General features: G+C 76.3%; 21 protein-coding genes and 3 riboswitches. Of the genes, 5 read left to right on the top strand and 16 right to left on the bottom strand.

Annotated elements, in window-relative coordinates:
* Positions 1 to 3: 3 nt before the first annotated feature.
* A complete protein-coding gene (locus tag AB8M62_RS08475) occupies positions 4 to 2,160 on the bottom strand; it encodes an alpha-galactosidase (RefSeq protein WP_369055752.1) in 2,157 nt (718 codons plus the stop codon).
* A gap of 245 nt (positions 2,161 to 2,405) precedes the next feature.
* Here AB8M62_RS08475 and AB8M62_RS08470 point away from each other — a divergent pair, with 245 nt between their 5' ends.
* Both AB8M62_RS08470 and AB8M62_RS08465 read left to right on the top strand, forming a co-directional pair.
* Positions 2,406 to 3,635: an ROK family protein gene (locus AB8M62_RS08470; protein ID WP_369055722.1), complete on the top strand. Its 1,230-nt coding sequence runs from the start codon at positions 2,406 to 2,408 to the stop codon at positions 3,633 to 3,635.
* A gap of 175 nt (positions 3,636 to 3,810) precedes the next feature.
* The gene (locus AB8M62_RS08465) at positions 3,811 to 5,847 is read left to right on the top strand and encodes an FAD/NAD(P)-binding protein (RefSeq protein ID WP_369069220.1); all 2,037 of its coding nucleotides are present in this window, start codon (positions 3,811 to 3,813) and stop codon (positions 5,845 to 5,847) included.
* On the opposite strand, the gene AB8M62_RS08460 is transcribed toward AB8M62_RS08465, so the two are convergent.
* The 13 genes from AB8M62_RS08460 to AB8M62_RS08400 form a co-directional block, all read right to left on the bottom strand.
* Positions 5,816 to 6,991: an O-succinylhomoserine sulfhydrylase gene (locus tag AB8M62_RS08460; protein ID WP_369069289.1), complete on the bottom strand. Its 1,176-nt coding sequence runs from the start codon at positions 6,989 to 6,991 to the stop codon at positions 5,816 to 5,818. The genes AB8M62_RS08465 and AB8M62_RS08460 overlap by 32 nt on opposite strands.
* Positions 6,992 to 7,071: 80 nt before the next feature.
* Positions 7,072 to 7,491, bottom strand: a complete 420-nt coding sequence (locus AB8M62_RS08455) for a rhodanese-like domain-containing protein (RefSeq protein WP_369069219.1) — start codon at positions 7,489 to 7,491, stop codon at positions 7,072 to 7,074.
* Between the two features lie 4 nt (positions 7,492 to 7,495).
* Positions 7,496 to 7,581, bottom strand: a riboswitch (SAM riboswitch).
* Positions 7,582 to 7,627: 46 nt separating this feature from the next.
* Positions 7,628 to 8,122, bottom strand: a complete 495-nt coding sequence (locus AB8M62_RS08450; RefSeq protein ID WP_369055725.1) for a GNAT family N-acetyltransferase — start codon at positions 8,120 to 8,122, stop codon at positions 7,628 to 7,630.
* A gap of 17 nt (positions 8,123 to 8,139) precedes the next feature.
* Positions 8,140 to 8,970, bottom strand: coding sequence for a class I SAM-dependent methyltransferase (locus AB8M62_RS08445; protein WP_369069218.1), 831 nt, complete (start codon positions 8,968 to 8,970; stop codon positions 8,140 to 8,142).
* Positions 8,967 to 9,548 (bottom strand): class I SAM-dependent methyltransferase, encoded by a 582-nt coding sequence (locus tag AB8M62_RS08440; protein ID WP_369069217.1) that lies wholly within the window; start codon positions 9,546 to 9,548, stop codon positions 8,967 to 8,969. Before AB8M62_RS08440 ends, AB8M62_RS08445 begins: the two co-directional genes overlap by 4 nt.
* Positions 9,545 to 10,462 (bottom strand): sulfurtransferase, encoded by a 918-nt coding sequence (locus AB8M62_RS08435; protein ID WP_369055728.1) that lies wholly within the window; start codon positions 10,460 to 10,462, stop codon positions 9,545 to 9,547. The genes AB8M62_RS08440 and AB8M62_RS08435 overlap by 4 nt, the downstream gene beginning before the upstream one ends.
* 188 nt (positions 10,463 to 10,650) lie before the next feature.
* Positions 10,651 to 10,745: riboswitch (SAM riboswitch) on the bottom strand.
* 77 nt (positions 10,746 to 10,822) lie between these two features.
* Entirely contained in the window at positions 10,823 to 11,482 is a 660-nt protein-coding gene (locus AB8M62_RS08430; RefSeq protein ID WP_369055729.1) for a methionine ABC transporter permease, read from the bottom strand.
* Between the two features lies 1 nt (position 11,483).
* A complete protein-coding gene (locus AB8M62_RS08425) occupies positions 11,484 to 12,512 on the bottom strand; it encodes a methionine ABC transporter ATP-binding protein (protein ID WP_369055730.1) in 1,029 nt (342 codons plus the stop codon).
* 1 nt (position 12,513) lies between these two features.
* Positions 12,514 to 13,452: a MetQ/NlpA family ABC transporter substrate-binding protein gene (locus AB8M62_RS08420; RefSeq protein WP_369055731.1), complete on the bottom strand. Its 939-nt coding sequence runs from the start codon at positions 13,450 to 13,452 to the stop codon at positions 12,514 to 12,516.
* Between the two features lie 83 nt (positions 13,453 to 13,535).
* A riboswitch (SAM riboswitch) is annotated at positions 13,536 to 13,641 on the bottom strand.
* 102 nt (positions 13,642 to 13,743) lie between these two features.
* Positions 13,744 to 14,175 carry a Fe-S cluster assembly sulfur transfer protein SufU gene (sufU, locus tag AB8M62_RS08415; protein ID WP_369055732.1) on the bottom strand — a complete coding sequence of 144 codons (432 nt, stop codon included), beginning with the start codon at positions 14,173 to 14,175 and terminating at the stop codon, positions 13,744 to 13,746.
* A complete protein-coding gene (locus AB8M62_RS08410) occupies positions 14,175 to 15,506 on the bottom strand; it encodes an aminotransferase class V-fold PLP-dependent enzyme (protein ID WP_369055733.1) in 1,332 nt (443 codons plus the stop codon). Before AB8M62_RS08410 ends, sufU begins: the two co-directional genes overlap by 1 nt.
* Positions 15,503 to 16,927, bottom strand: coding sequence for an NtaA/DmoA family FMN-dependent monooxygenase (locus tag AB8M62_RS08405; protein ID WP_369055734.1), 1,425 nt, complete (start codon positions 16,925 to 16,927; stop codon positions 15,503 to 15,505). The genes AB8M62_RS08410 and AB8M62_RS08405 overlap by 4 nt, the downstream gene beginning before the upstream one ends.
* Positions 16,924 to 18,099, bottom strand: a complete 1,176-nt coding sequence (locus tag AB8M62_RS08400; RefSeq protein WP_369069215.1) for an LLM class flavin-dependent oxidoreductase — start codon at positions 18,097 to 18,099, stop codon at positions 16,924 to 16,926. Before AB8M62_RS08400 ends, AB8M62_RS08405 begins: the two co-directional genes overlap by 4 nt.
* A gap of 87 nt (positions 18,100 to 18,186) precedes the next feature.
* Between AB8M62_RS08400 and acs the strand changes: the two genes are divergently transcribed.
* Positions 18,187 to 20,175 carry an acetate--CoA ligase gene (gene acs / locus AB8M62_RS08395; protein WP_369055736.1) on the top strand — a complete coding sequence of 663 codons (1,989 nt, stop codon included), beginning with the start codon at positions 18,187 to 18,189 and terminating at the stop codon, positions 20,173 to 20,175.
* Between the two features lie 82 nt (positions 20,176 to 20,257).
* On the opposite strand, the gene AB8M62_RS08390 is transcribed toward acs, so the two are convergent.
* Both AB8M62_RS08390 and ndk read right to left on the bottom strand, forming a co-directional pair.
* Entirely contained in the window at positions 20,258 to 20,650 is a 393-nt protein-coding gene (locus AB8M62_RS08390; RefSeq protein WP_369055737.1) for a VOC family protein, read from the bottom strand.
* Between the two features lie 102 nt (positions 20,651 to 20,752).
* On the bottom strand, positions 20,753 to 21,190 hold the full coding sequence (gene ndk, locus AB8M62_RS08385) for a nucleoside-diphosphate kinase (RefSeq protein WP_369055738.1): 438 nt from the start codon (positions 21,188 to 21,190) through the stop codon (positions 20,753 to 20,755).
* A gap of 93 nt (positions 21,191 to 21,283) precedes the next feature.
* Here ndk and AB8M62_RS08380 point away from each other — a divergent pair, with 93 nt between their 5' ends.
* Together AB8M62_RS08380 and AB8M62_RS08375 are read left to right on the top strand one after the other, a co-directional pair.
* Entirely contained in the window at positions 21,284 to 21,538 is a 255-nt protein-coding gene (locus tag AB8M62_RS08380; RefSeq protein WP_369055739.1) for a hypothetical protein, read from the top strand.
* Positions 21,539 to 21,610: 72 nt separating this feature from the next.
* Entirely contained in the window at positions 21,611 to 23,044 is a 1,434-nt protein-coding gene (locus tag AB8M62_RS08375; protein ID WP_369055740.1) for a sugar porter family MFS transporter, read from the top strand.
* Positions 23,045 to 23,155 lie beyond the last annotated feature (111 nt).

Genomic DNA, 23,155 nt, shown 5'->3' with positions numbered 1-23,155 from the left:
GGGTCACACCTTCCGGGTGCGCAGGAGGAGGAGCTGCTGGGGCTGCAGCGCGGGGGCCCGCAGGCCGGCCACCGCCAGCGCGCGGCCGCTCAGCCGCACGCCGTCCGTGAGCCAGGGGGCGGTGGAGGCCGTGCGCAGGGCCGGGGCGTCCCCGGGGGCCTGCGCGCTCACCTCGTAGACGGCGTCGGGGACCAGCCCCGGCAGCCGGACGGTGCCGGGGACCGAGGTCTCCGGGGTGGTCAGCTGCACGAGCGCGAACAGCCCGTCCGAGCCGTCCGCGGCCACGACGCCGTGCAGCGCCGAGGCGGGGTCCGGGGAGTCGGCGCGCACGACGGTGCCGCTGTGCAGCAGCGGGCGCAGCTCCTTGTACAGGGCCACCCAGCGGGCCAGCTCGGCGCGCTCGGCGGCCGGGGCGCGGGTGAGGTCCCACTCGATGCCGAAGGAGGCGAACAGCGCCGTGCCGGCGCGGAAGGACAGGTCGTTGGCGCGGTGGGTGGTGTGCGAGACGCGGTCCCCCACGTGCGAGCCGACGAGCTCCGGCGGCAGCAGCTGCGCGGTCCAGCGCTGGATCTGCTGGCGCTCCAGCGGGTCGATGCAGTCGCTGGCCCACACGCGGTCGGTGCGCTCGAGGACCTCCAGGTCGATCCGCAGGCCGCCGGAGGAGCAGGACTCGATCTCCACCCCGGGGTGGCGGGCGCGCAGCTCGTCCAGCAGGCGGTAGTACGCCAGGGTCTGCGCGTGCACGCCGGCCTCGCCGCCGGGGCCGGACCCGGCCTCCAGCAGGTCGCGGTTGTGGTCCCACTTCAGGTAGGCGATGTCGTTCTCGCGCAGCAGGGCGTCCAGGCGCTCGAGCAGGTACGACCACGCGTCGGGGTTGCCGAGGTCGAGCACCTGCTGGTGGCGCGAGGGGACGGGGGTGCGCCCGCCCGTGGCCAGGACCCAGTCGGGGTGGGCGCGCACGAGGTCGGAGTCGGGGTTGACCATCTCCGGCTCGACCCACAGCCCGAACTCCATGCCGAGACCGCGCACCACGTCGATCAGCGGGGTCAGCCCGTCGGGCCACACGTCCTCGTCGACGTACCAGTCCCCCAGCCCCGCGGTGTCGTCGCGCCGGTGCCGGAACCAGCCGTCGTCCAGGACGTAGCGCTCGGCGCCGACCTCGGCGGCGGCACGGGCCAGCTCGGTCAGCCGGCCCAGGTCGTGGTCGAAGTAGACGGCCTCCCACGTGTTGCACACCACCGGCCGCGGCGAGCGCGGGTGCGAGGGCCGCGAGCGCAGGTGCTCGTGGAAGCGGGCGGCGATCCCGTCCAGCCCGGCGGTCGAGTGCGCCGCGTACACCCAGGGCGTCCGGTACTGCTCGCCGGTGGCGAGCCGGACCTCCCCGGGCAGCAGCAGCTCCCCGCCGGTCAGGACGGCGTCGCCGGAGGACAGGCGCTCGGCCACCGCGCGGTGGTTGCCGCTGAAGGCGACGTGCTGCGCCCACACCTCCCCGTGCCGGAACCCGAACCCGGCCGTGCCGGCGGCCAGGACGAGGGGGGCGTCGGCGCCGGTGCGCCCGCGCCGGTTCTCGCGGGTGTGGGCGCCGACGACCAGGGGCAGCCGCTGCGGGCTGCGCTCGCGCGCCCAGCGGCCGGCCAGGTCGAACACCTCGGTGGCCGCGGCGGGCACGGGCAGGGCGAGCGCGAGCTGCGCGACCTCGTAGGGGCTCTCACCGGTGTTGCGCACGGTGGCGCGGTGGCGCAGCAGGCCGCTGGGCAGCAGCTCCAGCTCCAGGTGCAGCGCCAGGCCGGCCCCGGCGTCCTCGGCGTCCACCCGGACGGCGCCGCCGCCGTCCCGCTGCACGTCCACGGACGAGGGGACGAACCGGGTGGACCACGAGCGGCCGGCGCGGTGCCCGGCCAGCCCGGGCGTGCCGCGCCAGCCGCGGGACTGCTCGGGCAGCAGCGCCAGGACGGTGGGCTCGTCGAGGTCGTTGTTGACGACGGTGGTGCGCGCGGCGCTCGCGACGGCGGCCGCACCGGCGTCGTCGAGGTCGCCGAGGTCCGCGCCCCAGTGCACGACGACGGGCAGGCCGCCGGCGGGCAGGGCCAGCAGCAGGGACGTCCCGGCGGCCCGCAGGTGCAGCAGGTCGGCCGGGCCGCCCGGGCGGGCGCCGGTCACCGCCCCGCGGTCGGCCGGGGCAGGTTCGGTGAGGGTCACGGGGGCTCCATGCGCACGTCGTCGTGGTCAAGCCGCTTTCGTGGTGGAAGTTCTACGCCGTCGCGCTGCGCCCGTCAACCACTCGGGAGCGACTTCTCCGACACTTTCGTGCCTCCGGGTTTTCGCTGCGATACTCCGACGGGGGGCACGGCGTCGTGGTCCCCGACGCGGAGGAGGAGGACGCCGTGGTGCGAGACCATGCGGTCGTGCGTGCGGACCGGGACGAGGCGGCCGTCGGCGGCCGGGTGCTGACCGCCGGGGACGGCGCGCGCCCGCGCACGTCGTGGACCCCGCTGACCGGCCCGGCCCACGAGATCGCGCTGGAGGTGCTGCTCGACGGCCCCCTGCCGCGCAGCGAGCTGGCCCGGCGCCTGGACCTGTCGCCCGGCAGCCTGACGCGCCTGTCCAAGCCGCTCATCGACTCCGGCCTGCTGCGCGAGATCGGCAGCGCGCAGGACCCCGTGTCCGGCCGGCCCACCCGGCCGCTGGACGTCGACGAGGACGCCCACCACTTCGTCGGCGTGAAGCTGACCGGCGACACCGCCCACGGCGTGCTCACGACGCTGCGCGCGCACGTCGTGGCGCACCGGGACACCGTCCTGCCCGAGGCGTCCCCCGCGGCCGTCGTCGACGCCGTCGTCCACCTCGTGCAGAGCCTGCGCGACGACCTGCGCGAGGCGGTGCCCGACCCCGACCGCGGGGTGCGGGCGGTCGGGGTCAGCCTCGGCGGCAAGGTGGACGCCGACGGGACGGTGGCCAGCGCGCGCTACCTCGGCTGGCAGGACGTCCCCCTGGGGCGGCTGCTCGAGGACGCGCTCGGCCTGCCCGTCGTCGTCGACAACGACGTGCTGTCCCTGACCCGCGCCGAGCAGTGGTTCGGCACGGCCGCGCGCTGCGACCACTTCGCCGTCGTCGTCGTGGGCACCGGCGTCGGGTACGGCCTCGTCGTCCACGACGAGGTCGTCGACCGCCCCGACGCCGGGGTCGGCCTGCTCGGGCACTTCCCCCTGGACCCGAACGGCCCGCTGTGCCCGGAGGGGCACGCCGGCTGCGCGGACGCCGTGCTGCCGCGCGCGGCCGTCGAGGCGCGCGCCTCCGTCGCCCTGCGCCGGCCGGTCTCCTTCGAGGAGGTGCTGGAGCTGGCCGGGGCCGGGCAGCCCCTGGCGCGGCGCGTCGTGGACGACTCCGCCCGCGCGCTCGGCACGCTCGTGGCGGCGATCGCCAACACCACCATGCCCAAGAAGGTCGTCCTGTCCGGCGAGGGCGTGCGCCTGGCCGAGGTGGGCCGCGACGCCCTGTGGGACGGCATCACCCGCCACCGCAGCGTCCACGCCTCCCCGCTCGACGTCGACGTCCAGGTCACCGGGTTCGCCGAGTGGGCGCGCGGGGCGGCCATCACCGCCGTGCGCACGTTCGTCCTCGGGCAGCGGCGCTGACGCGCGCCTACCCTGGGAGGGTGACCGGTCCCGCAGCGCACGAGCGCGGCGCGCTGCTCGTGCGCCGCCGCCACGTGGACCTGTGCCGCACGCACGCGGCCACCTGTCCGGCCTGACGAGCCCGCCGGCGCGCCCCCGCGCGCGCCGCCCCCCGTCGCCCGAGCAGGAGCCGCCCGTGACCCGCGTGCCCGCCGCCCGCACGTCCCCCCGACCCGTCCCCGTCGCGTCCACCTCGCCCGCCGCGCCCGGCGACCCGCTGCGCGTCGCCCTCGTCGGCGCCGGCCCGCGCGCGCTCGGCGTCCTGGACCGCCTGGGCGTGCACGCCGCCGGGCTCGAGCGGCCGCTGCGGGTGCACGTCGTCGACCCGCACCCGCCCGGCGCCGGCCGGACCTGGCGCCCGGACCAGCACCCCCTGCTGTGGATGAACTCCCGCGCCGCCGACGTCACCGTCTTCCCCGACGAGACCTCCACGCTCACCGGTGAGCTGCGTCCCGGGCCCACCCTGTTCGCCTGGCTGGACGAGCACCGCGACCGCCTGGCGCGGGAGTTCGCCGCTGCCGGGCAGGAGGAGCTGCGCCGGGAGGTGCTCGCCGTGCGCGAGGGCACCTTCGTCTCCCGCGCCCTGGGCAGCCGCTACCTGGCGGCGGCCTGGCGGCGGGTGGCCGACGGCCTGCCCGCCACGGCGTCGCTGCGCGTGCACGCGACCTCCGCCGTGGACCTGGTGGACGCGGACGGAGCGGCGGACGGCGGGCAGGTGCTGCACCTGGCGGACGGGACGGCGCTCGCGGTGGACGCGGTGCTGCTGGCGCAGGGCCACCCCGACGTCGAGCCCGGCCCGCGCGAGCGGGAGCTGCAGCGCCTCGCGGCCGCGCACGGCCTGACGTACCTGGCGCCCGCGTACACCAGCGACCTGCACACGGCCGGGGACCTGGACGCCCTGCGCCCCGGCGAGGACGTCCTCGTCCTGGGGATGGGGCTGGCCTTCGTGGACCTGCTCGTGCTGGTGGGCGAGGGCCGCGGCGGGCGCTTCACCCCCGGCCCGGACGGCGGGCTGGTCTACGAGCCGTCGGGCGCGGAGCCGGTCCTGCACGTCGGCTCCCGGCGCGGCGTCCCGTACCGCTCGAAGATCACGTACGAGCTGGCCGAGCGGCCGCCGCTGCCGCGCCACTTCACCGTCGAGGCCGCGCGGGAGCTCGCGGGCCGGCTCGGCCGGCCGCTGCGGCTGCGCGCGGACGTGTGGCCGCTGGTGGCCCGCGAGCTCACCGGCGCCCACCACCACGAGCTGTCCGCCCGCCACCCGGAGCGGACGGGGGTGCCCGCGGCGGAGTTCGAGCGGGCGTTCGCGGCCGCGCCGTGGGGCAGCGCCGAGATGGACGCCCTCCTGGTGCGGGCCGCGCCGGCCTGCGAGGACCGCCTGGACCTGCACCGGCTGGACCGCCCCCTGGACGGCTGGTCCGGCGCGGACGCGCAGGCGGTCGGTGCGCGGGTCGCCGAGCACGTCGCCGCCGACGTCGCCCGCCGCGGCGACCCGCGGCACTCGGCCGACGCGGCCGTGTTCGCGGCGCTGCTGTCCTGCTACGTGACGACCGCTGAGCTGGCCCGGCAGGGCCTGCTGGACGCGCGGTCGGCCGCGGTGGACGTCGACGGCTGGTGGCACGGGTTCTTCAGCTACGTCGCCAGCGGCCCGCCGCCGCAGCGGCTGCAGCAGCTGCTGGCGCTGCACCGCGCGGGCCTCGTGCGGTTCCTCGGCGCGGACGCCGACGTGGACCTCGACCCGGCGACCGGCACCTGGCGCGGCCGCGCCGGCAGCGGGCCCGGCGTCGTGCACGCACGCGCCCTCGTCGACGCCCGCCTGCCCTCCCCCAGCGTCGCGCGCACCACCGACCCGCTGCTGCGGGCGCTGCGCGCGCGGGGGGAGGCGGCCGAGCAGGAGTTCCGCGACCCGGACGGCGCGGTCGTCACCGGTGGCCGGCTGGCCGTGGACGCGCACCAGCGCCTGGCGCGGGCCGGCGGCGGTGCGCACCCGCGGCGGTTCGCCGCCGGGCCGTGGGTGGCCGGCGGCGGGTGGGCGGCGGCGTTCGCGCGCCCGCGCCTGGACGCGGGGTTCTTCCGGCTCAACGACGCCCTGGCGCTGGACCTGCTGGCCGCCGCCGGGTCGGGGGACCCGGCGGCGGGCGGCCTCAGCGCCGCAGGGCGTCCTCGAGGTCGCTGAGCAGGTCCTCGGGGTCCTCCAGGCCCACCGACAGGCGCAGCACCCCGTCGGTCAGGCCGATGGCCGCACGGCCCTGCTCGCCCAGGCGGCGGTGCGTCGTCGTCGCCGGGTGCGTCGCCAGGGACTTCGCGTCGCCGAGGTTGTTGGAGATGTCGACCACGCGCAGCGCGTCGAGCACCTCGAACGCGCGCTCCTTCGCGCGCCCGGCGGGGGCGTCGACCTCGAACGTGACGACGGTGCCGCCCAGCCGCATCTGCCGGCGCGCCAGTTCCGCCTGCGGGTGCGAGTCCAGCGTCGGGTAGCGCACCCAGCGCACCGCGGGGTGGCGCTGGAGGTGCTCGGCCAGCCGCAGCGCCGTCGCCGCCGAGTGCCGCACCCGCAGGCCCAGCGTCTCCAGGCCCTTGGCCAGCACCCACGCGTTGAACGGGCTGAGGGACGGGCCGGTGTGCCGCGTGAGCTCCTTGAACCGCCCGGCCAGGAACTCCTCGCTGCCCAGGACCGCGCCGCCCAGGACGCGGCCCTGCCCGTCGATGTGCTTGGTCCCCGAGTACACGACGACGTCGGCGCCCAGCTCCAGCGGCCGCTGGGCGACCGGGCTGGCGAACGCGTTGTCCACCACGACCGTCGCGCCGGCGGCGTGCGCCAGCTCGCTGACGCGCTCGACGTCGACGAGGGACTGCATCGGGTTGGCCGGCGTCTCGAAGAACACCGCCTGCGCGGGCGTGGACAGGGCGCGCTCCCACTGCTCCGGGTCCTCGCCGTCGACGAACTCGGTGCTCACGCCCCAGCGGGGCAGGAACTCGTCGAGCACGACGAAGCAGGAGCCGAACAGGCTGCGGGCGGCCACGACCCGGTCACCCGCGCCCAGCAGCGCCGCCAGGGTCGTGAACACCGCCGACATCCCGCTCGACGTGGCCGCGCAGGCGGCCGCGCCCTCGAGCAGCCGCAGCCGCTCGGTGAACACGGAGTTCGTGGGGTTGCCGTAGCGGGAGTAGACGTAGCGGTCGACCTCGCCCGCGAACGCCGCCTCGGCCGCGGCCGCCGACTCGTACACGTACCCGCTGGTCAGGTACAGCGCCTCGGCCGTCTCCTCGAACCCCGAGCGGGCCAGGCCGCCGCGCACGGCCAGCGTGTCCGGGCGCAGCGCGCGGTGCGCGTCCCCGTCACCGGCAACTCCCCTGGCTGCTCCCCCGGCCGGTCCCCCGGCCGCTCCCCCGTCAGCGCTCACGACTGCCGCCACGGCAGGCCGTCGGCGCGCCAGCCGGCGCCCCCGCGGTGCCCGTGCTCGTCCAGCGGCCCCTCGAAACCGTCGAGCACGTTGAGGGCCCGGCCGAACCCCGCGGCGGTCGCGGCCTCCGCCGCCGCGACCGAGCGCACGCCCGAGCGGCACAGGAACACCACGGGCCCCTCGTGGTCGGCGGGCACACCGGCCGCGGCCAGCTGCTGCAGGAACGTGCGTCCCGGTTCCTCCCCGGGCACCGGCAGCCAGGAGACCAGCACCGGCTCCCGCCCCAGGCTCGACAGGTCCGGCACCCCGACGAAGCGGTGCTCCGCCTCGGTGCGCACGTCGACGAGGACGGCGGTCGCGTCCTCGCGCAGCAGGTCGTAGGCGTCCCTCGGCGTGAGGTCCCCGGCGTACGGCACGTCTCCTCCATCGGTCCCGGCGTGAGCACCCGTTCCTCCGGGTTGCTGCGGCGTCGTCGAGCCAGGTCTCTCGGCCGCTCTGGATGGTCCGGCCACCCTAGCCCGCCGCGGGCGCCCGCACGGCGCTCCCGGCGCGCTACCGGCCCAGCCGGCGGTGCATGACGTGCAGGCCGACCAGCCCGTGCTCGGGGTGGTCGAAGGCCTCCGGCACGGTCGCCAGCACCGCGAAGCCGAGGGAGCGCCACAGCGCCACGGCGGCCGTGTTCGTCTCCACGACGGCGTTGAACTGCACCGCGCGGTACCCGTCGGCGGCCGCCGCGGCCACGACGTGCTCGCCGAGGGCGCGCCCCACCCCGCGACCGCGCGCCGCCGGGGACACCATGAAGCTGGCCGTGGCCACGTGCGCGCCGCGACCGGGCCGGTTCGGGCCGCTCTTGGCCGTGCCCAGGACGGTGCCGTCCTCGTCGACCGCGACGACCGTCCGCCACGGCGGCGGCTGCACCCACAGCTCGCGCGCCGCCTCGGAGGTCAGGCCGCCGGGCAGCGCGTACGTCTCCCCCTCGGCGACGATCTCGTCGAAGAAGGGCCACACCCGCGGCCAGTCGTCGTCGGTCAGGTCGCGGATCAGCACCCCGGGAGGGTAGTCGGTCAGCCGCCGGCGCCCGCGCGGCGGCGGGGCGGGCGGCGCCGGCCGACCAGCTGCCAGCTGCGCGCCACCGGCACCAGCTCCGGGCGCTCGCACAGCGCCCGCTCCAGCGCGAGCAGGTCCTCGTAGTACCCGCGCTCGCCCTTGCGGGCGTCGGGCAGCAGGTCGGTGACCACGCGCACCCCGAAGCGGAACTCCACGGGCGTCCCGGCCGCGGCGAGCGCCTCCTCCACCCGGCCGGCGGGCAGCGGCACCCCGCCGTCCGCCCCCGCGGCGTCCTCCCCCGCCAGCAGGCGCCGCGCACCGCGCAGGTCGTCCTCGCGCACCGCCGCCCGCAGCGCGGCGGCGGCCGTCCCGGGGCCGAGCACGGACAGGCAGCCGCCCGGGCGCACCCGGGAGGCCAGCGCGGCCACGTCCGCCGCCAGGCCCTCCGGCGAACCGGCGTGCGGGCGGTGCTGGAGCACGTCGTGGCACAGGACGAGGTCGAAGGTGCCGCCCCCGCCGCCGGTCAGCGCCGTCAGCGCCACCACGTCCCCGAGGTCGGCCTGCACCGCGCGCACCCGGTCGGCGACGCCCGCGCGGCGGGCGGCGGCGCGGGCGCGCTCCAGCACCAGCGGCGCGGAGTCCAGGGCCGTGACCTCGGCGCCGGTGCGCGCCAGGGCCACCGCGTCGCTGCCGTCGCCGCAGCCGACGTCCAGGACGCGCAGCGGCCGGCCGGAGACGGTGCGGCAGACGACGGCCAGGGTGTGCTCGACGAGCGTGTGGCGCAGCCGGCCCCACGGGGCGCTGCGCCAGGCGACCGCGGCCTCCTCCGGGTGCGGCGGCTCGCTCACCGCCGCCTGCCGACGAGGTGGAGGTTCCCGTCGCCGTCCACGGCCCGGTGCACCACCGCACCGCCGGCGGCGACCACGGCGGCCGCCAGCAGGTCGGCGGCCAGGTGCAGGTGGCCCGCCGAGGCACTCGAGGGCCCGGGCGGCGGCGGCACCGCCAGCGACAGGTGGCCGCCGGGGCGCAGGGAGCTGGTCAGCGCGGCGACGTCGGCCTCGGCGCGCGCGACGCTGCCGCGCAGGTGCAGCACGTCGTGGCAGCAGACGACGTCGAAGGAGCCCGACCCGCCGGCGCGGTGGCGGGTCAGGGCCGCCAGCGCCGCGAGGTCGTCGAGGTCGGCGGCCACGGTGCGGACCCGGTCGGCGACCCCGGCCAGCGCCGCGGCGGTGCGGGCCTGCTCCAGGGCCGCCGGCAGGCGGTCCAGCACCGTCACCTCGTGCCCGAGGGCGGCGAGGACGACCGCGTCGCGGCCCTCGCCGCCGCCGGCGTCCAGGACGCGCCAGGGGGCCGGCCCGAGGTCGGGGCCGGCGGCGCGCACGAGCGCGGCCACCGGCCCCGACACGTCGTGGGCCGTCCCCGTCACCTCTCCGGGCCGACGGCGACGGGCACGCGGACCGCGTTGCCCCACTCCGTCCAGCTGCCGTCGTAGTTGCGGACGTCGCGCAGGCCCAGCAGGTGGGTGAGCACGAACCAGGTGTGGCTGGAGCGCTCGCCGATGCGGCAGTAGGTGATGGTCGGGGCGTCGGCGTCCAGGCCGGCCTCGCCCAGGTAGATCTCCTCCAGCGCGGCGCGGTCCTTGAACGTGCCGTCCTCGGCGGCCGCGCGCGCCCACGGCACGCTGGCCGCGCCGGGGACGTGCCCGCCGCGCACGGTGCCCTCCTGCGGGTAGTCGGGCATGTGGGTGCGCTCGCCCGAGTACTCCTGCGGGGAGCGCACGTCGATCAGCGCGCCGCCGATGTGCTCGCGCACCTCGGGCAGGAACGCCCGCGCGGTGCGGTCGTCGCGCTCGACGACGGGGTAGTCGGCCGGCTCGGGCTGCGGCACCTCGGTGGTCAGCTCGCGGCCCTCGGCCTGCCACTTGGCGCGGCCGCCGTCCAGCAGGCGCACGTCCTCGTGGCCGAACAGGGTGAACACCCACAGCGCGTACGCGGCCCACCAGTTGCTCTTGTCGCCGTAGAACACGACGGTGTCGGTGCGGCGGATCCCCTTGGCGGACAGCAGGCGCGCGAACCCCTCCCCGTCGAGGTAGTCGCGGGTGACGGGGTCGTTGAGCTCGGTGTGCCAGTCCACCTTCACGGCGCCGGGGACGTGGCCGGTCTCGTACAGCAGGACGTCCTCGTCGCTCTCGACGACGACGAGGCCCTCGCGGCCGAGGTTCTCGGCGAGCCAGGTGGTGCTCACCAGGCGCTCGGGGTGCGCGTACCGCTCGAACTTCGGCTCGGACGTGTCGGCGGGCAGGGACCCGGTGGACGTGGCGGCGGGGGTGGTGCTGGTCATGGTCGGCTCCGGTGCGCTGGGGTGGTCGGGTGGTCGCGTCGCGGGGTGCCGCACCGGCCGTGGCCGGTCGGCGGTCCGGGGCGACAGGCCGCCGAGGTGCGCCGGCACAGGTCGACGTGGCGGCGCGACCAGGACCGGAGCGTGGTGGCGCGCCAGCGGGCGCGGTCGTCGTGCATGAGCGTGGGCCCTCTCCATCGGCCCTGGCGGGAGCACCCACGCCCTCCGGGGAGGGGGGTTGCTGCGGCGTCGTCGAGCCAGGTCTCTCAGCCGCTCTGGATGGTGTGCGGGCCCAGCGTGGCGGGCCGCGGTGCGGGTTGTCAACGCCCGCGGCCGGTCCCGCGGGGGACCGGCCGCGGGGTCCTAGCGGCGCAGGACGGAGCGCGCCAGGCGGTTGCCGATCAGCTGCCCCACCTGCACGATCACGATGATCGTGGCGACCGTGACGTAGACGACGCCCCAGTCGTAGCGCTGGGAGCCGTACGTGATGGCGTAGTTGCCCAGCCCGCCGCCGCCGATGAGGGCGGCCTGCGCGGACATGTCGACGATGCCGACGTAGATGAACGTGTAGCCCAGGATCAGCGGGCCGAGGCCCTCCGGCACGAGGACCGTGAACAGGATCCCCAGCCGCGAGCCGCCCGCGGCGCGGGCCGCCTCCACGACGCCCGGGTCCACCGAGACGAGGCTCTGCTCGACGATGCGCGCCACGGCGAACGCGGCCGCCAGGGAGATCGCGAAGGTCACGGCGTTGTTGCCCACGGTTGTGCCGACGGCCAACCGCGAGAGGGGGGCGACGGCGGCCAGGAAGATGACGAACGGGATGGGCCGCACCACGTTCACCAGCAGGCCCACCACGGCGAACACCGCGCGGTTGCCCAGCAGGTTGCCCGGGCGGGTGGCGTACAGGGTCAGGCCGATGCCCAGGCCCAGCACGCCGGAGAACACCATCGAGACGAGCGTGATGAACAGCGTCTCCCAGATGGCGGTCCGGTAGACGTCCAGCGTCGCGAGGAAACCGTCCACGTCACTCCTCCTCGTCGACGCGCACGCCGGCGCCGCGCAGGGCGGCCACGGCCGCGTCCGCGGCACCGGGCGGGCCGGTCAGCTCGTACGTGAGGGAACCGATGCGCCGCTCGCGGATCTCCCCGATGCCGCCGTGCACGAGCTCGGCGCTCACGCCCGCGTCGCGCAGGACGCCGTCCACGCGCGCCAGCAGCCCCGGCTCCTCGGTGATCTGCACGGACACCAGCCGGCCCGGGTGGTTGGCGCGCAGGCGCTCCAGCACGTCGGCGTCGGGCCGGTCGTGCAGGGCGCTGCGGACGAACCGCTTGGCGGCCGCCGAGGTCGGGGAGGTGAACACGTCGTACACGTCGCCGACCTCGACGACGCGGCCGTGCTCCATGACCGCGACGCGGTCGGCGATCTGGCGCACGGCGTCCATCTCGTGGGTGATGACGACGACGGTGACGCCCAGCTCGCGGTTGACCCGACGCAGCAGGGACAGCACCTCGGTGGTGGTCTCCGGGTCCAGCGCGCTGGTGGCCTCGTCGGCCAGCAGCAGCGGCGGGTTCGTGGCCAGGGCGCGCGCGATGCCGACGCGCTGCTTCTGCCCGCCGGACAGCTGCTCGGGGTAGGCGTGGGCGCGGTCGAGCAGGCCCACGAAGTCCAGCAGCTCGGCGACCCGGGCGTCGTGCTCGCGCCGGGGCACGCGCGCCACCTTCAGCGGGTAGGCGACGTTGCCGGCCACGGTGCGGGAGCGGAACAGGTTGAACTGCTGGAAGATCATCCCGATGCGCTGCCGGGCGCGGCGCAGGTCCCTCTCCCCCAGCGTGGTCAGGTCCTGCCCGGCGACGACGACCCGGCCGCCGGTGGGGGGCTCCAGCGCGTTGAGCAGGCGCACGAGCGTGGACTTGCCGGCGCCGGAGTAGCCGATGACGGCGAGGACCTCGCCCTGCGCCACCTCGAGGGTGACGTCGTCCACGGCGCGGACGACGTCACCCCCCGGGCGCCGGTAGTGCTTGGAGACACCCTCCAGCGAGACGATGGCGGCCATCTCAGCCCTGCGCCGCCCGGGCGTCCTCCTCGATGGCGGCCAGCTGCTCCTGCAGGGTCGCGGCGTCCACGTCGCGGACCACGCCGCCGGGGTAGTCCTGCGAGAAGGCCTCCAGGACGGCCGGGTCGTGGAACAGGGCGGCCAGGTCCAGGTAGGTCTGGTCGTCGGCGTCCTCGGCGCGGGTGACGAACAGGTTCACGTACGGGGCGGCCTCGGGGCTCTCCGGGTCGTCGGCGAAGACGACGTCCTCGTCGGCCAGGTCCGCGCTGGTCGCGTAGTTGTTGTTGACGATCGCCGCCGCCACCGAACCGCTCTGCAGCGCGTTGGCGGTCTGCGAGGCGTCCAGGGACACCAGCTCCACCCGCGAGTCCTCCACGTCCTGCAGGTCGGAGAACGGCGTGCCGCCCTCGCGCAGGGTCAGCAGGCCGGCGGCCTGCAGCACGAGCAGGCCGCGGGCCTGGTTGATGGCGTCGTTGGGCAGCGCGACCTGGGCGCCGTCGGGCAGCGCGTCGGCGCTGTCGGCGGTGGTCGAGTACAGCGACAGCGGGTAGACGGCCGTGGCGCCGATGGGCTGCAGGTCGTCGCCGGCGTCGACGTTGTAGTTCGCCAGGTACTGGGTGTGCTGGAACTGGTTGATGTCCACCTCGCCCTGCGACAGCGCCGGGTTGGGCAGGCTGTAGTCGGTGAAGTTCACCAGCTGCACGTCCACGCCGAGGCGCTCGTCGGCCAGCTCGGTGTAGGTGCGCCAGAACGGCAGCGCCTGGTCGGACACGCCGATGCGCACGGTGCGCTCGCTCGCCGCGGTGGTGGCCGAGCCGCCGCCGCGGGTCAGCAGGACGCCGACGACGACCGCCACGACGACGACCGCGGCGACGATCCCGGCGATCAGCGGGGTGCGGCTCCTGGGCTTGTCGGGCAGGGAGGGGGTGGTGCTGCTCACGGTCTTCTCCTGGGGTCGGCGCCGTCCCCCGCAGTGGCGACGACGTCGTTGGGCCGCAGGACAGCTGGTCCGTCGAGGACCGGTTCACACGCTTGCGGGGCGACCCCGCCGGGCTTCCACCTGGGGCACCCCACCGCGGACGAGGGTTGCCGGTCAGCAAGCCAGGGCTTGTCGCTGACGCTCGATGCCGTGCAGGACAGTAGGCAGGCGCCGCTCACGCGGTCAAATCGGCGCTGAGAACCTCGCGGCGAGCGCGCGGGGAGGCTCCGCGGGGACCGCGGCGGACGGTGTTCAGGCGCGCTGGACGGCGTCGGCGAAGGCCGCCCAGCTGAGCAGGGCGCACTTGACCCGGGCGGGGTAGCGCGCCACCCCGGCCAGCGCGACGCCGTCGCCGAGGACCTCCTCGTCGCCGGTGTCGGCGCCGCGGCTGGTGAGCATCGCCTGCATCGCCGTGCGCACGGCCAGCGCCCGCTCGAGCGGCTGGCCGACGACGAGCTCGTGCAGCACCGAGGCCGAGGCGCGGCTGATGGAGCAGCCCTCCGCCTCGAAGGAGACGTCGCGCACGACCTCCCCGCCGGGCGCGCCGGCCAGGTCCAGGCGCAGCGTCACCTCGTCCCCGCACACGGGGTTCACGTGGTGCACCTCGGCGGAGAACGGCTCGCGCAGGCCGGCCCCCTGCGGGTGCTTGGAGTGCTCGATGATCAGCTGCTGGTACAGGTCCATCAGGCGAACACCTCCCGCGCGCGGTGCAGCTCGCGCACCACGGCGTCCACCTCGGCGGCGGTGTTGTACGGGCCGAAGCTGACCCGCGTGGTGGCGGCCAGGCCGAGGGCGCGGTGCAGCGGCCAGGCGCAGTGGTGCCCCGTGCGCACGGCGATGCCGGCGTCGTCGAGGACCTGCCCGACGTCGTGCGGGTGCACGCCCTCGACGGCGAAGGAGACCAGCGAGGTGCGCTCGGCGGCCGCGCGCGGGCCGACCACCCGCACCCACGGCAGGTCGTCCAGGGCGTCGAGCAGGCGGGCGGTCAGCGCGCGCTCGTGGGCCTCCACGCGCGCCATCCCCCAGCCGGTGAGGTAGTCGACGGCCGCGTGCAGGCCGACGGCCTGCGCGGTCATCGGCACGCCGGTCTCGAACTTCTGCGGCGGGGGCGCGAACGTGGAGCCCTCCATCCGCACCGTCTCGATCATCGAGCCGCCGGTGAGGAACGGCGGCATCGCCTCCAGCACCTCCCCGCGCCCCCACAGGACGCCGATGCCGGAGGGGCCGAGCATCTTGTGCCCGGAGAACGCGGCGACGTCCACGCCGAGGGCGGGCAGGTCCACGGGCAGGTGCGGGACGGACTGGCAGGCGTCCAGGACGCTCAGCGCCCCGGCGGAGCGGGCGGCGGCCACCACCCGCGGCACGTCGGTGAGGGCGCCGAGCACGTTGGAGGCGTGGGTGACGGCGACCACGCGGGTGCGCGGGCCCACCAGCGCCTCGAGGGCGTCCAGGTCCAGGTGGCCGTCCTCGCGCACCCCCGCCCAGCGCAGCACGGCGCCCGTGCGCAGGCACAGCTCCTGCCAGGGCACGAGGTTGGCGTGGTGCTCGGCCTCGGTGACGAGCACCTCGTCGCCCTCGCGCAGCACGAACGCCGGGTCGACGGGCCGGGCGGAGCGCTGGGCCAGCGCGGTGGCGGTGCTGAAGGCGTGCGCGACGAGGTTCAGCGACTCGGTCGCGTTCTTGGTGAGCACGACGTCGGCCGGGCGCGCGCCGACGAAGCCGGCCACGGCGGCGCGGGCTCCCTCGAAGGCGTCGGTGGCCTCCTCGGCGAGCTGGTGGGCGCCGCGGTGCACGGCGGCGTTGCGCTGCTCGTAGAAGTCGCGCTCGGCGTCCAGGACCTGCCGCGGCTTCTGCGAGGTGGCGCCGGAGTCCAGGTAGACCAGCGGCCGGCCGTCGCGGACCGTGCGGGCCAGGACGGGGAAGTCCGCCCGCAGGCGGGCGACCTCGTCGTCGGTGAGGGGTTCCGCGACGGTGCCCGTCGTGGTCCCCGCGCTCGTCGTGCTGGCCGTCGTCACCGCTGCTCCCCGTCCGCCGCCTCGCCGTCCACGGTACGCGCCGCGGGGACCGGCAGGCCGAGGTGGTGGCGCAGCGTGGGGCCCTCGTAGGCGGTGCGGTGGGCGCCGCGCTCCTGCAGCAGCGGGACCACCCGGTCGACGAACTCGTCCAGCCCGGTGGGGGTCAGGCTGGGGATCAGGATGAACCCGTCGCAGGCGTCGGCCTGCACGTACAGGTCGATCTCGGCCGCCACCTGCTCAGGGGTGCCGACGAACTGCTGGCGCTGGGTGACCTCGACGACGAGCTCGCGCACGCTCCAGCCGTGCTCGGCCTGCAGCTGCCGCCAGCGCTGCGCGGTCGCGACCGGGTCGGTGGTGTGCCGCACCCGCCCCCGCGTCACGGTGGCCGCCGGGTCGGGGTCGCTCGCGGGCAGCGGGCCGTCCGGGTCCAGCCCGGGCAGCTCGCGGCCCCACAGGGCCTCGACGTGGGCGACCGCCTGCTCGGGGCCGACCTGCAGGAACCGCGTCTCGCGGGCGCGCTCCAGCGCGTCGGCGGGGGTGTCGCCGAGGACGAACGTGGCGCCGGGCAGGACCTTGAGGTCCTCGGGCCGGCGGCCGTGCGCGGCCAGCCGCCCCTTGACGTCGGCCGTGAACGCCTGCCCCGCCTCCAGCGTGCCGTGGACGGTGAAGACCGCGTCGGCCAGCGCCGCGGCGGTCTCGCGCCCCTGCGGCGAGTCCCCGGCCTGGAAGAGGACCGGGTGGCCCTGCGGGGGGCGCGGCAGCAGGCCGCGGGCGCGGGCGCGCACGTGCTCGCCGCGCGCGGCGACCTCGGCGACCCGGTCGGCGCGCACGAACGTCCCGGCCGCCGCGTCGGCGACGAGGGCGTCGTCGGCCCAGCTGTCCCACCAGCCGCGCACCGCGCCGACGACCTCGCGCGCCCGCGCGTAGCGGTCCTCGTGGGCCAGGTACCCGCCGCGGCGGAAGTTCTCGCCCGTGAACGCGTCGGAGCTCGTGACGACGTTCCAGGCCGCCCGGCCGCCGGAGAGGTGGTCCAGGGTGGCCAGCTGGCGGGCCAGCTCGAACGGCTCGTTGAACGTCGTGTTCAGCGTGCCCGCCAGCCCCAGGTGCGTCGTGACGGCCGCGAGCGCGTTGAGCACGGGCAGGGTGTCCGGGCGGCCGACGACGTCGAGGTCGACGATCCGGCCGCGGTGCTCGCGCAGCCGCAGCCCCTCGGCGAGGAAGAAGAAGTCCATGAGGCCGCGCTCGGCCGTGCGGGCCACGTGCGCGAAGGAGGAGAAGTCCGTCTGGCTGCCCGCGCGCGGGTCGCGCCAGACCGTCGTGGAGTTCACGCCGGGGAAGTGCGCGCCCAGGTGCACGCGCTTGCGGTGCCGGCCCTCGCGGCGGGGGGCGGTCAGGTCGGTGCCGGACGGGGTGGTGCTCACGCGGTGGCTCCGGAGGTGCTGGGGGCGTCGACGGGGGTCGCGAACCGGTTGGCGGGGCGGGGCAGGCCGAAGCGCTCGCGCAGCGCGGGCGCGGGACCTGCGGCGCCCGGGCGCAGACCGCGCCCGCGCAGGGCGGGCACGACCTCGGCGGCCACCGGCTCCAGGCTGGCCGGCAGGTCCAGCGGGACGAGCACGGCGCCGTCCAGGTCCGCCCCGGCGGCGATCCCGGCGAGCAGCGCGACCAGGTCGGCGGGGGTGCCCGCCAGGCGCAGCGAGCGCGCGGGGTGGCCGGGTGCCCAGCCCTCCAGGCGGTCCAGGACCTCCGCGGCCCGCGCCCGCTCGCGGCGCAGCAGCACCTCGACGTCCAGCAGGACGGCGGGGCGACGGTCGCCCGCCTCGCGGCGCACCCGCCGGGCCAGGTCCGCGGCGGCCGGCAGGTCCGGCGCCGCCACGCGCACGACGTCGGCGTGCCGGGCCGCCACCCGCAGCGAGGGCCCGTCGCCGGCCGCGACGACCACGAGCGGCTGCCCCTGCGGGGGCCGCGGGGTGATCGAGGGGCCGCGCACGGAGAAGCGCCGGGCCACGACGTCGACGTGGTGCAGCTTGTCGCGGTCCACGTAGCGGCCCGTGGCGACGTCGCGCACCACGGCGTCGTCCTCCCAGCTGTCCCACAGCAGCCGCAGCGCCCCGACGGTGTCGGCGGCCTCGTCCCACAGGTCGTCCGGGTCGGGCGCCTCGTCCGCGCCGCGGCCGGGCTCGCCGGTGCCCGAGCGCACGAACGCCCGCGCCTCCTGCGCCGTGCGCGAGACGTCCAGCTGCACCCCGGCGCGGCCGCCGCTGACGATGTCGAGCGTCGCGATCGCCTTGGCCGTGTGGAAGGGCTCGGTCCAGGTGGTCGTCACCACCGGCACCAGCCCGGCGCGGGTCGTCAGCGGCGCCACCCGCGAGGCCAGCGCCACGGCGTCCAGCCGCCCGCGCTGCTCCCCGTCGCTCGAGGAGCGGTCCGCGAAGGCGTCGGGGTGGACGACGAGGTCGGCGTCGGCGGCGTCCGCCAGCTGCGCCAGCCGGACGTGGTGGGCGGCGCTGAAGAGCCCCGCCGGGTCGGCGCCGGGCAGGCGCCAGGCCGCGGGGTGGCGGCCGGCGCCGTCCAGTTCGATCGCGAGGTGCAGCACGTGGGCAGCAGCGCCGCGCGGGCGGCGGGTGTTCCCGGCGCGCTCGCCGTCCGGGCGGGCCCGGGCGCGTCGGTAGCCTCAGCCCCCATGAGCGAGCGCCGCGCCCCCGCCGCGACCGACGTGCCCGTCTACCCCCCGCCGCCGGCGTTCGCCGCCCGCGCCAACGTGGGGCCCGGCGAGCACGAGCGCGCCGAGGCCGACCCGTTCGCGTTCTGGGCCGAGAAGGCGCAGCGCCTGCAGTGGGACGAGCCGTGGGACGAGGTCTTCGACGGTTCCACGATGCCGACGGCGCGGTGGTTCACCGGCGGGAAGCTCAACGTGGCCGTCAACTGCGTGGACCGGCACGTGGCCGCCGGCCGCGGCGACAAGGTCGCCCTGCACTGGGAGGGCGAACCCGGCGACAGCCGCACCCTCACCTACGCCGACCTGCAGGACGAGGTGTGCCGGCTGGCGAACGCGCTGGAGGAGCTGGGCGTCGGGCACGGCGACCGCGTCGTCCTCTACCTGCCCGTGCTCGTCGAGACGATCGTCACGACGATGGCGTGCGCGCGGATCGGCGCCGTCGTGTCGCTGGTGTTCGGAGGTTTCTCCGCCGAGGCGCTGCGGTTCCGGGTGGCCGACACGGGCGCGAAGCTGCTGGTCACCACCGACGGGCAGTTCCGCCGCGGGAAGGCCGTCGGGGTCAAGGCCGCCGCGGACGAGGCCGTCGCCGGGCTGGACCACGTCGAGCACGTGCTCGTGCTGCGCCGCACCGGGTCCCGCACGCCCGACGTGCCGTGGACGCCCGGGCGGGACGTGTGGTGGCACGAGCTCGTCGACCGGCAGAGCGCGCAGCACGTGGCGCCCAGCTTCGACGCGGAGAACCCGCTGTTCATCATCTACACCTCCGGCACGACCGGCCGGCCCAAGGGCCTGGTGCACACCAGCGGCGGGTACCTCGTGCACGCCTCGTGGACGCACTGGGCGGTGTTCGACCTCAAGGACGACGACGTCTACTGGTGCCAGGCCGACCTGGCGTGGGTCACCGCGCACACGTACGAGATGTACGGGCCGCTGTCCAACGGGGCGACGCAGGTCATCTACGAGGGGTCCCCGCTGACCCCGCACCCGGGCCGGCACTTCGAGGTGATCGAGAAGTACGGGGTCACGACGTACTACACGGCGCCGACGCTCGTGCGCACGTTCATGAAGCACGGGCCCGAACTGCCCGCGCGCTTCGACCTGTCCTCGCTGCGGCTGCTGGGCACCGTCGGGGAGGCCATCAACCCCGAGGCGTGGCGCTGGCTGCACGAGCACGTCGGCGGGGGGCGCTGCCCGATCGTCGACACGTGGTGGCAGTCCGAGACCGGTGCGGCGGTCGTGGCCCCGCTGCCCGGGGTGACACCGCTCAAGCCCGGCTCGGGCACGGTGCCGCTGCCCGGGCTGGCCGCCACCGTCGTCGACGACGCCGGCCGCGAGACCGCCCCCGGCGAGGAGGGCGTCCTCGTCATCACCCGCCCGTGGCCCGGCATGGCCCGCACCGTCTGGCGCGACCACGAGCGCTTCGTCAAGAGCTACTGGGAGCCGTACGCGGAGCGGGGCTGGTACCTGGCGGGCGACTCGGCGTCCAAGGACGCCGACGGCTACATCTGGATCGGCGGGCGCATCGACGACGTCCTCAACGTCTCCGGGCACCGGCTGTCCAGCATCGAGCTGGAGTCGGCGCTGGTCTCGCACCCGCGGGTGGCCGAGGCCGCCGTCGTCGGGGCGCCGGACGACACCACGGGCCAGCGGATCGTCGCCTTCGTCATCACCCGCGGCGCGCCGGACCCCGGTGACTCCGACGACCCCGGCGACGCGCGGCTGGCCGCGGCGCTGCGCGAGCACGTGGCCGAGCGCGTCGGCCCGGTCGCCAAGCCGCGCGACGTCGTCGTGGTGCCCGACCTGCCGAAGACCCGCTCCGGCAAGATCATGCGCCGGCTGATGGCGGACATGACCGCCGGGCGCGGCGGCGGGGACGTGACGTCGCTGCAGGACGAGACGGCGCTGGCCGCGGTCGAGGAGGCCTGGGCGCGCTACGCCGCTTCCCGCCCCTGACGACCGGGCCTCCTCGCGACGCCCTCCCCCGCCGTGATCACGGATGGGTGAAGCCTCCACCACCCATGATCACGGGGGGAGGTCAGGCGGGCACGGAGGCCGGGTCCATCCAGGACGCCTCCCAGACGTGGCCGTCGGGGTCGCGGAAGCTGGTCCCGTACATGAACCCGAGGTCCATCGCCGGGGCGTACTCCGCCCCGCCGCCGGCCAGGGCCTTCGCGCGCAGGTCGTCGCACTCCTCGCGGCTGCCGGCGGACAGCGCGAGCATCACCTCGGTCGTGCCGGCGGGAGCGGCGTCCGAGTGCAGGAACTGCTTCCACTTCTCCGGCGTGTGCACGAGGACGACGATGTTCTCCTCGAGCACCACGCACGCGGTGCCCTCGTCCTCGAAAGCCGGGTTCAGCGCGAAGCCGAGCCCTGTGAAGAAGCTCTTGCTGCGCTCCTTGTCGGCGACGGGCAGGTTGACGAAAATCATGCGGGCCACGGTCGGCTCCCTCGGGTCGTCGCCGCCCCGTGCGGGCGGTCCTGCCCCTGGTGACCGGCGCGACCCGCGGGACTCATCGCCCCGCGGGCGGCGTCAGCAGCCGAAGTCGGGGAACCATAGCCCGATCTCGCGGCGCGCGGACTCGTCCGAGTCCGAGCCGTGGACGAGGTTCTGCTGGACCTTCAGCCCCCAGTCGCGGCCGAGGTCGCCGCGGATCGTGCCGGGGGCGGCGGTCGTCGGGTCGGTGGTGCCGGCCAGGGAGCGGAAGCCCTCCACGACGCGGTGCCCCTGCACGACGGCCGCCACGACGGGGCCCGACATCATGAACTCGACCAGCGGCTCGTAGAAGGGCTTGCCCTCGTGCTCGGCGTAGTGGCCGGCCAGCAGCTCGCGGTCCGCGTGGCGCATCTGCAGCGCCACCACCTCGTAGCCCTTGGCCTCCACCCGGCGCAGCACCTCGCCGGTGAGGCCGCGGCGCACACCGTCGGGCTTGACGAGGACGAGGGTCACCTGCGCGTCGGTCTCAGCCACGCGCCGCACCCTAGCCGAGCGGGCCCGGGCACCGGGTGGCAGGATGCCCCGGCCCGCACGACGGGCGACAGCACCGAGGAGGAGGTCCCGCCCGTGGCCCTGCGCAGCGACCGCGAGGACACCAGCGCCCAGGAGAGCGCGCTGCGCGCCGCCCGGGACGAGGCCGCCGAGGTGCTGGCAGAGCTCGCCGCGGAGGCGAGGTCGCTGGCGAAGGCCTACGCCTCCCGCTCGGCGCGCGTGCCGGACGGGGCGGCCCTGGCCGGCCTCGTGGACGCCGCGCGCCGCGCCGAGGAGGCCGTCGACCTGGCCGCCCACGACCTGGCCACGGCCCGCGGCGAGGACGCCTGAGCGGCTCCGGTCGCGCGCCGCCCCGACCGGGCGGACCATCGGTGTCGCTGCGCAACGATCATGAGGAGCGGTATGTCAGACACCCGTGACGACGCCGGTGGCACCACCACCAAGGTCGTCCTCATCTCCGTGGTCGCCGCCATCGGCGGCTTCCTGTTCGGCTACGACACCTCCGTCATCAACGGCGCCGTCGGCGCCATCACCGAGCAGTTCGGCCTCAGCGACCTGCTCAGCGGCTTCGCCGTCTCCTGCGCCCTGCTGGGCGCCGCCCTCGGCGCGTGGTTCGCCGGCCGGATCGCCGACCGGTACGGCCGCAAGATCGTCATGATCGTCGGCGCGGCGCTGTTCGGCATCAGCGCCGTGGGGTCCGCCTTCGCGTTCGGCGTGTGGGACCTGATCCTGTGGCGGTTCGTCGGCGGCGTCGGGGTCGGCGTGGCCTCCGTCATCGCCCCGACCTACATCGCCGAGGTCGCCCCGGCCCGCATCCGCGGCCGGCTGGCCTCGCTGCAGCAGCTGGCCATCACCGTCGGCATCTTCGTGGCGCTGCTGTCCAACGCGTTCATCGCGAACTCCGCCGGCGGCGCCGCCGAGTCCGCGTGGTTCGGCTGGGACGCCTGGCGCTGGATGTTCCTCGTCGAGGTCGTCCCCGCCGTCGTGTGGGGGCTGCTGGCGCTGGAGATCCCCGAGTCGCCGCGCTACCTGGTCGCCCAGGGCGAGACGCAGAAGGCCGGGCAGGTCCTCAAGGAGGTCCTGGGCACCCGCAGCCTGGACGCGGTGCAGCGCAAGGTGTCGGACATCCGCAAGAGCCTGCAGCGCGAGGACAGGCCGAGCCTGCGCGACCTGCGCGGCCCGAAGCTGGGGCTGCTGCCGATCGTCTGGGTCGGCATCCTGCTGTCGGTCTTCCAGCAGGCCGTCGGCATCAACGTGATCTTCTACTACTCCACGGTGCTGTGGCAGGCCGTCGGCTTCCAGGAGCAGGACGCCTTCACGACGTCGGTCATCACCTCGGTCACCAACGTCGTCGTCACCTTCATCGCCATCGCGACCGTCGACAAGATCGGCCGCAAGCCGCTCCTGCTGGCGGGCTCGGCGGGCATGGTCGTCTCGCTGACCGCCATGGCGATCTCCTTCGCCCAGGCCACCGGCTCGGTGGAGGACCCCTCGCTGCCCCAGCCGTGGGGCACCGTCGCGGTGGTCGCGGCGAACCTGTACGTCATCTCCTTCGGGGCGACGTGGGGCCCGGTCGTGTGGGTCCTGCTCGGGGAGATGTTCCCCAACCGCATCCGCGCCGCCGGCCTGGCCGTGGCCGCCGCCGCGCAGTGGCTGGCCAACTTCGCCGTCTCCACGACCTTCCCCGCCCTGGCCGGGATCGGCCTGCAGGTCGCCTACGGCCTGTACGCGACGCTGGCGCTGCTCTCGCTCGTGTTCGTCTGGCGCGCGGTGCGCGAGACGAAGGGCCGCGAGCTGGAGGAGATGGGCTCCGAGGAACCCGCCCGCGCGGGCTGACCCCTCCCCCGCCCGCACCGCCGCGGCACAGGGGGGGGGGGCCCCCCCCGCCCGGGCGCGGGGGGTCGCGCGGGGGGGGGGGGGGCGGGGGGGGTGAGAGGGGCGGGGGGG

Origin of the sequence: Kineococcus terrestris (genome assembly GCF_041020755.1) — a bacterium.
GTDB classification, from domain to species: domain Bacteria; phylum Actinomycetota; class Actinomycetes; order Actinomycetales; family Kineococcaceae; genus Kineococcus; species Kineococcus terrestris.
This window is presented reverse-complemented; position numbering and strand designations above follow the sequence as displayed.

Coding starts and splice junctions, on each gene's coding strand:
- AB8M62_RS08390 (WP_369055737.1), bottom strand. CDS start 20,650: ATGATTTTCGTCAACCTGCCCGTCGCCGACAAGGAGCGCAGCAAGAGC.
- AB8M62_RS08435 (WP_369055728.1), bottom strand. CDS start 10,462: ATGACCAGCACCACCCCCGCCGCCACGTCCACCGGGTCCCTGCCCGCC.
- acs (WP_369055736.1), top strand. CDS start 18,187: ATGAGCGAGCGCCGCGCCCCCGCCGCGACCGACGTGCCCGTCTACCCC.
- sufU (WP_369055732.1), bottom strand. CDS start 14,175: ATGGACCTGTACCAGCAGCTGATCATCGAGCACTCCAAGCACCCGCAG.
- AB8M62_RS08425 (WP_369055730.1), bottom strand. CDS start 12,512: ATGGCCGCCATCGTCTCGCTGGAGGGTGTCTCCAAGCACTACCGGCGC.
- AB8M62_RS08375 (WP_369055740.1), top strand. CDS start 21,611: ATGTCAGACACCCGTGACGACGCCGGTGGCACCACCACCAAGGTCGTC.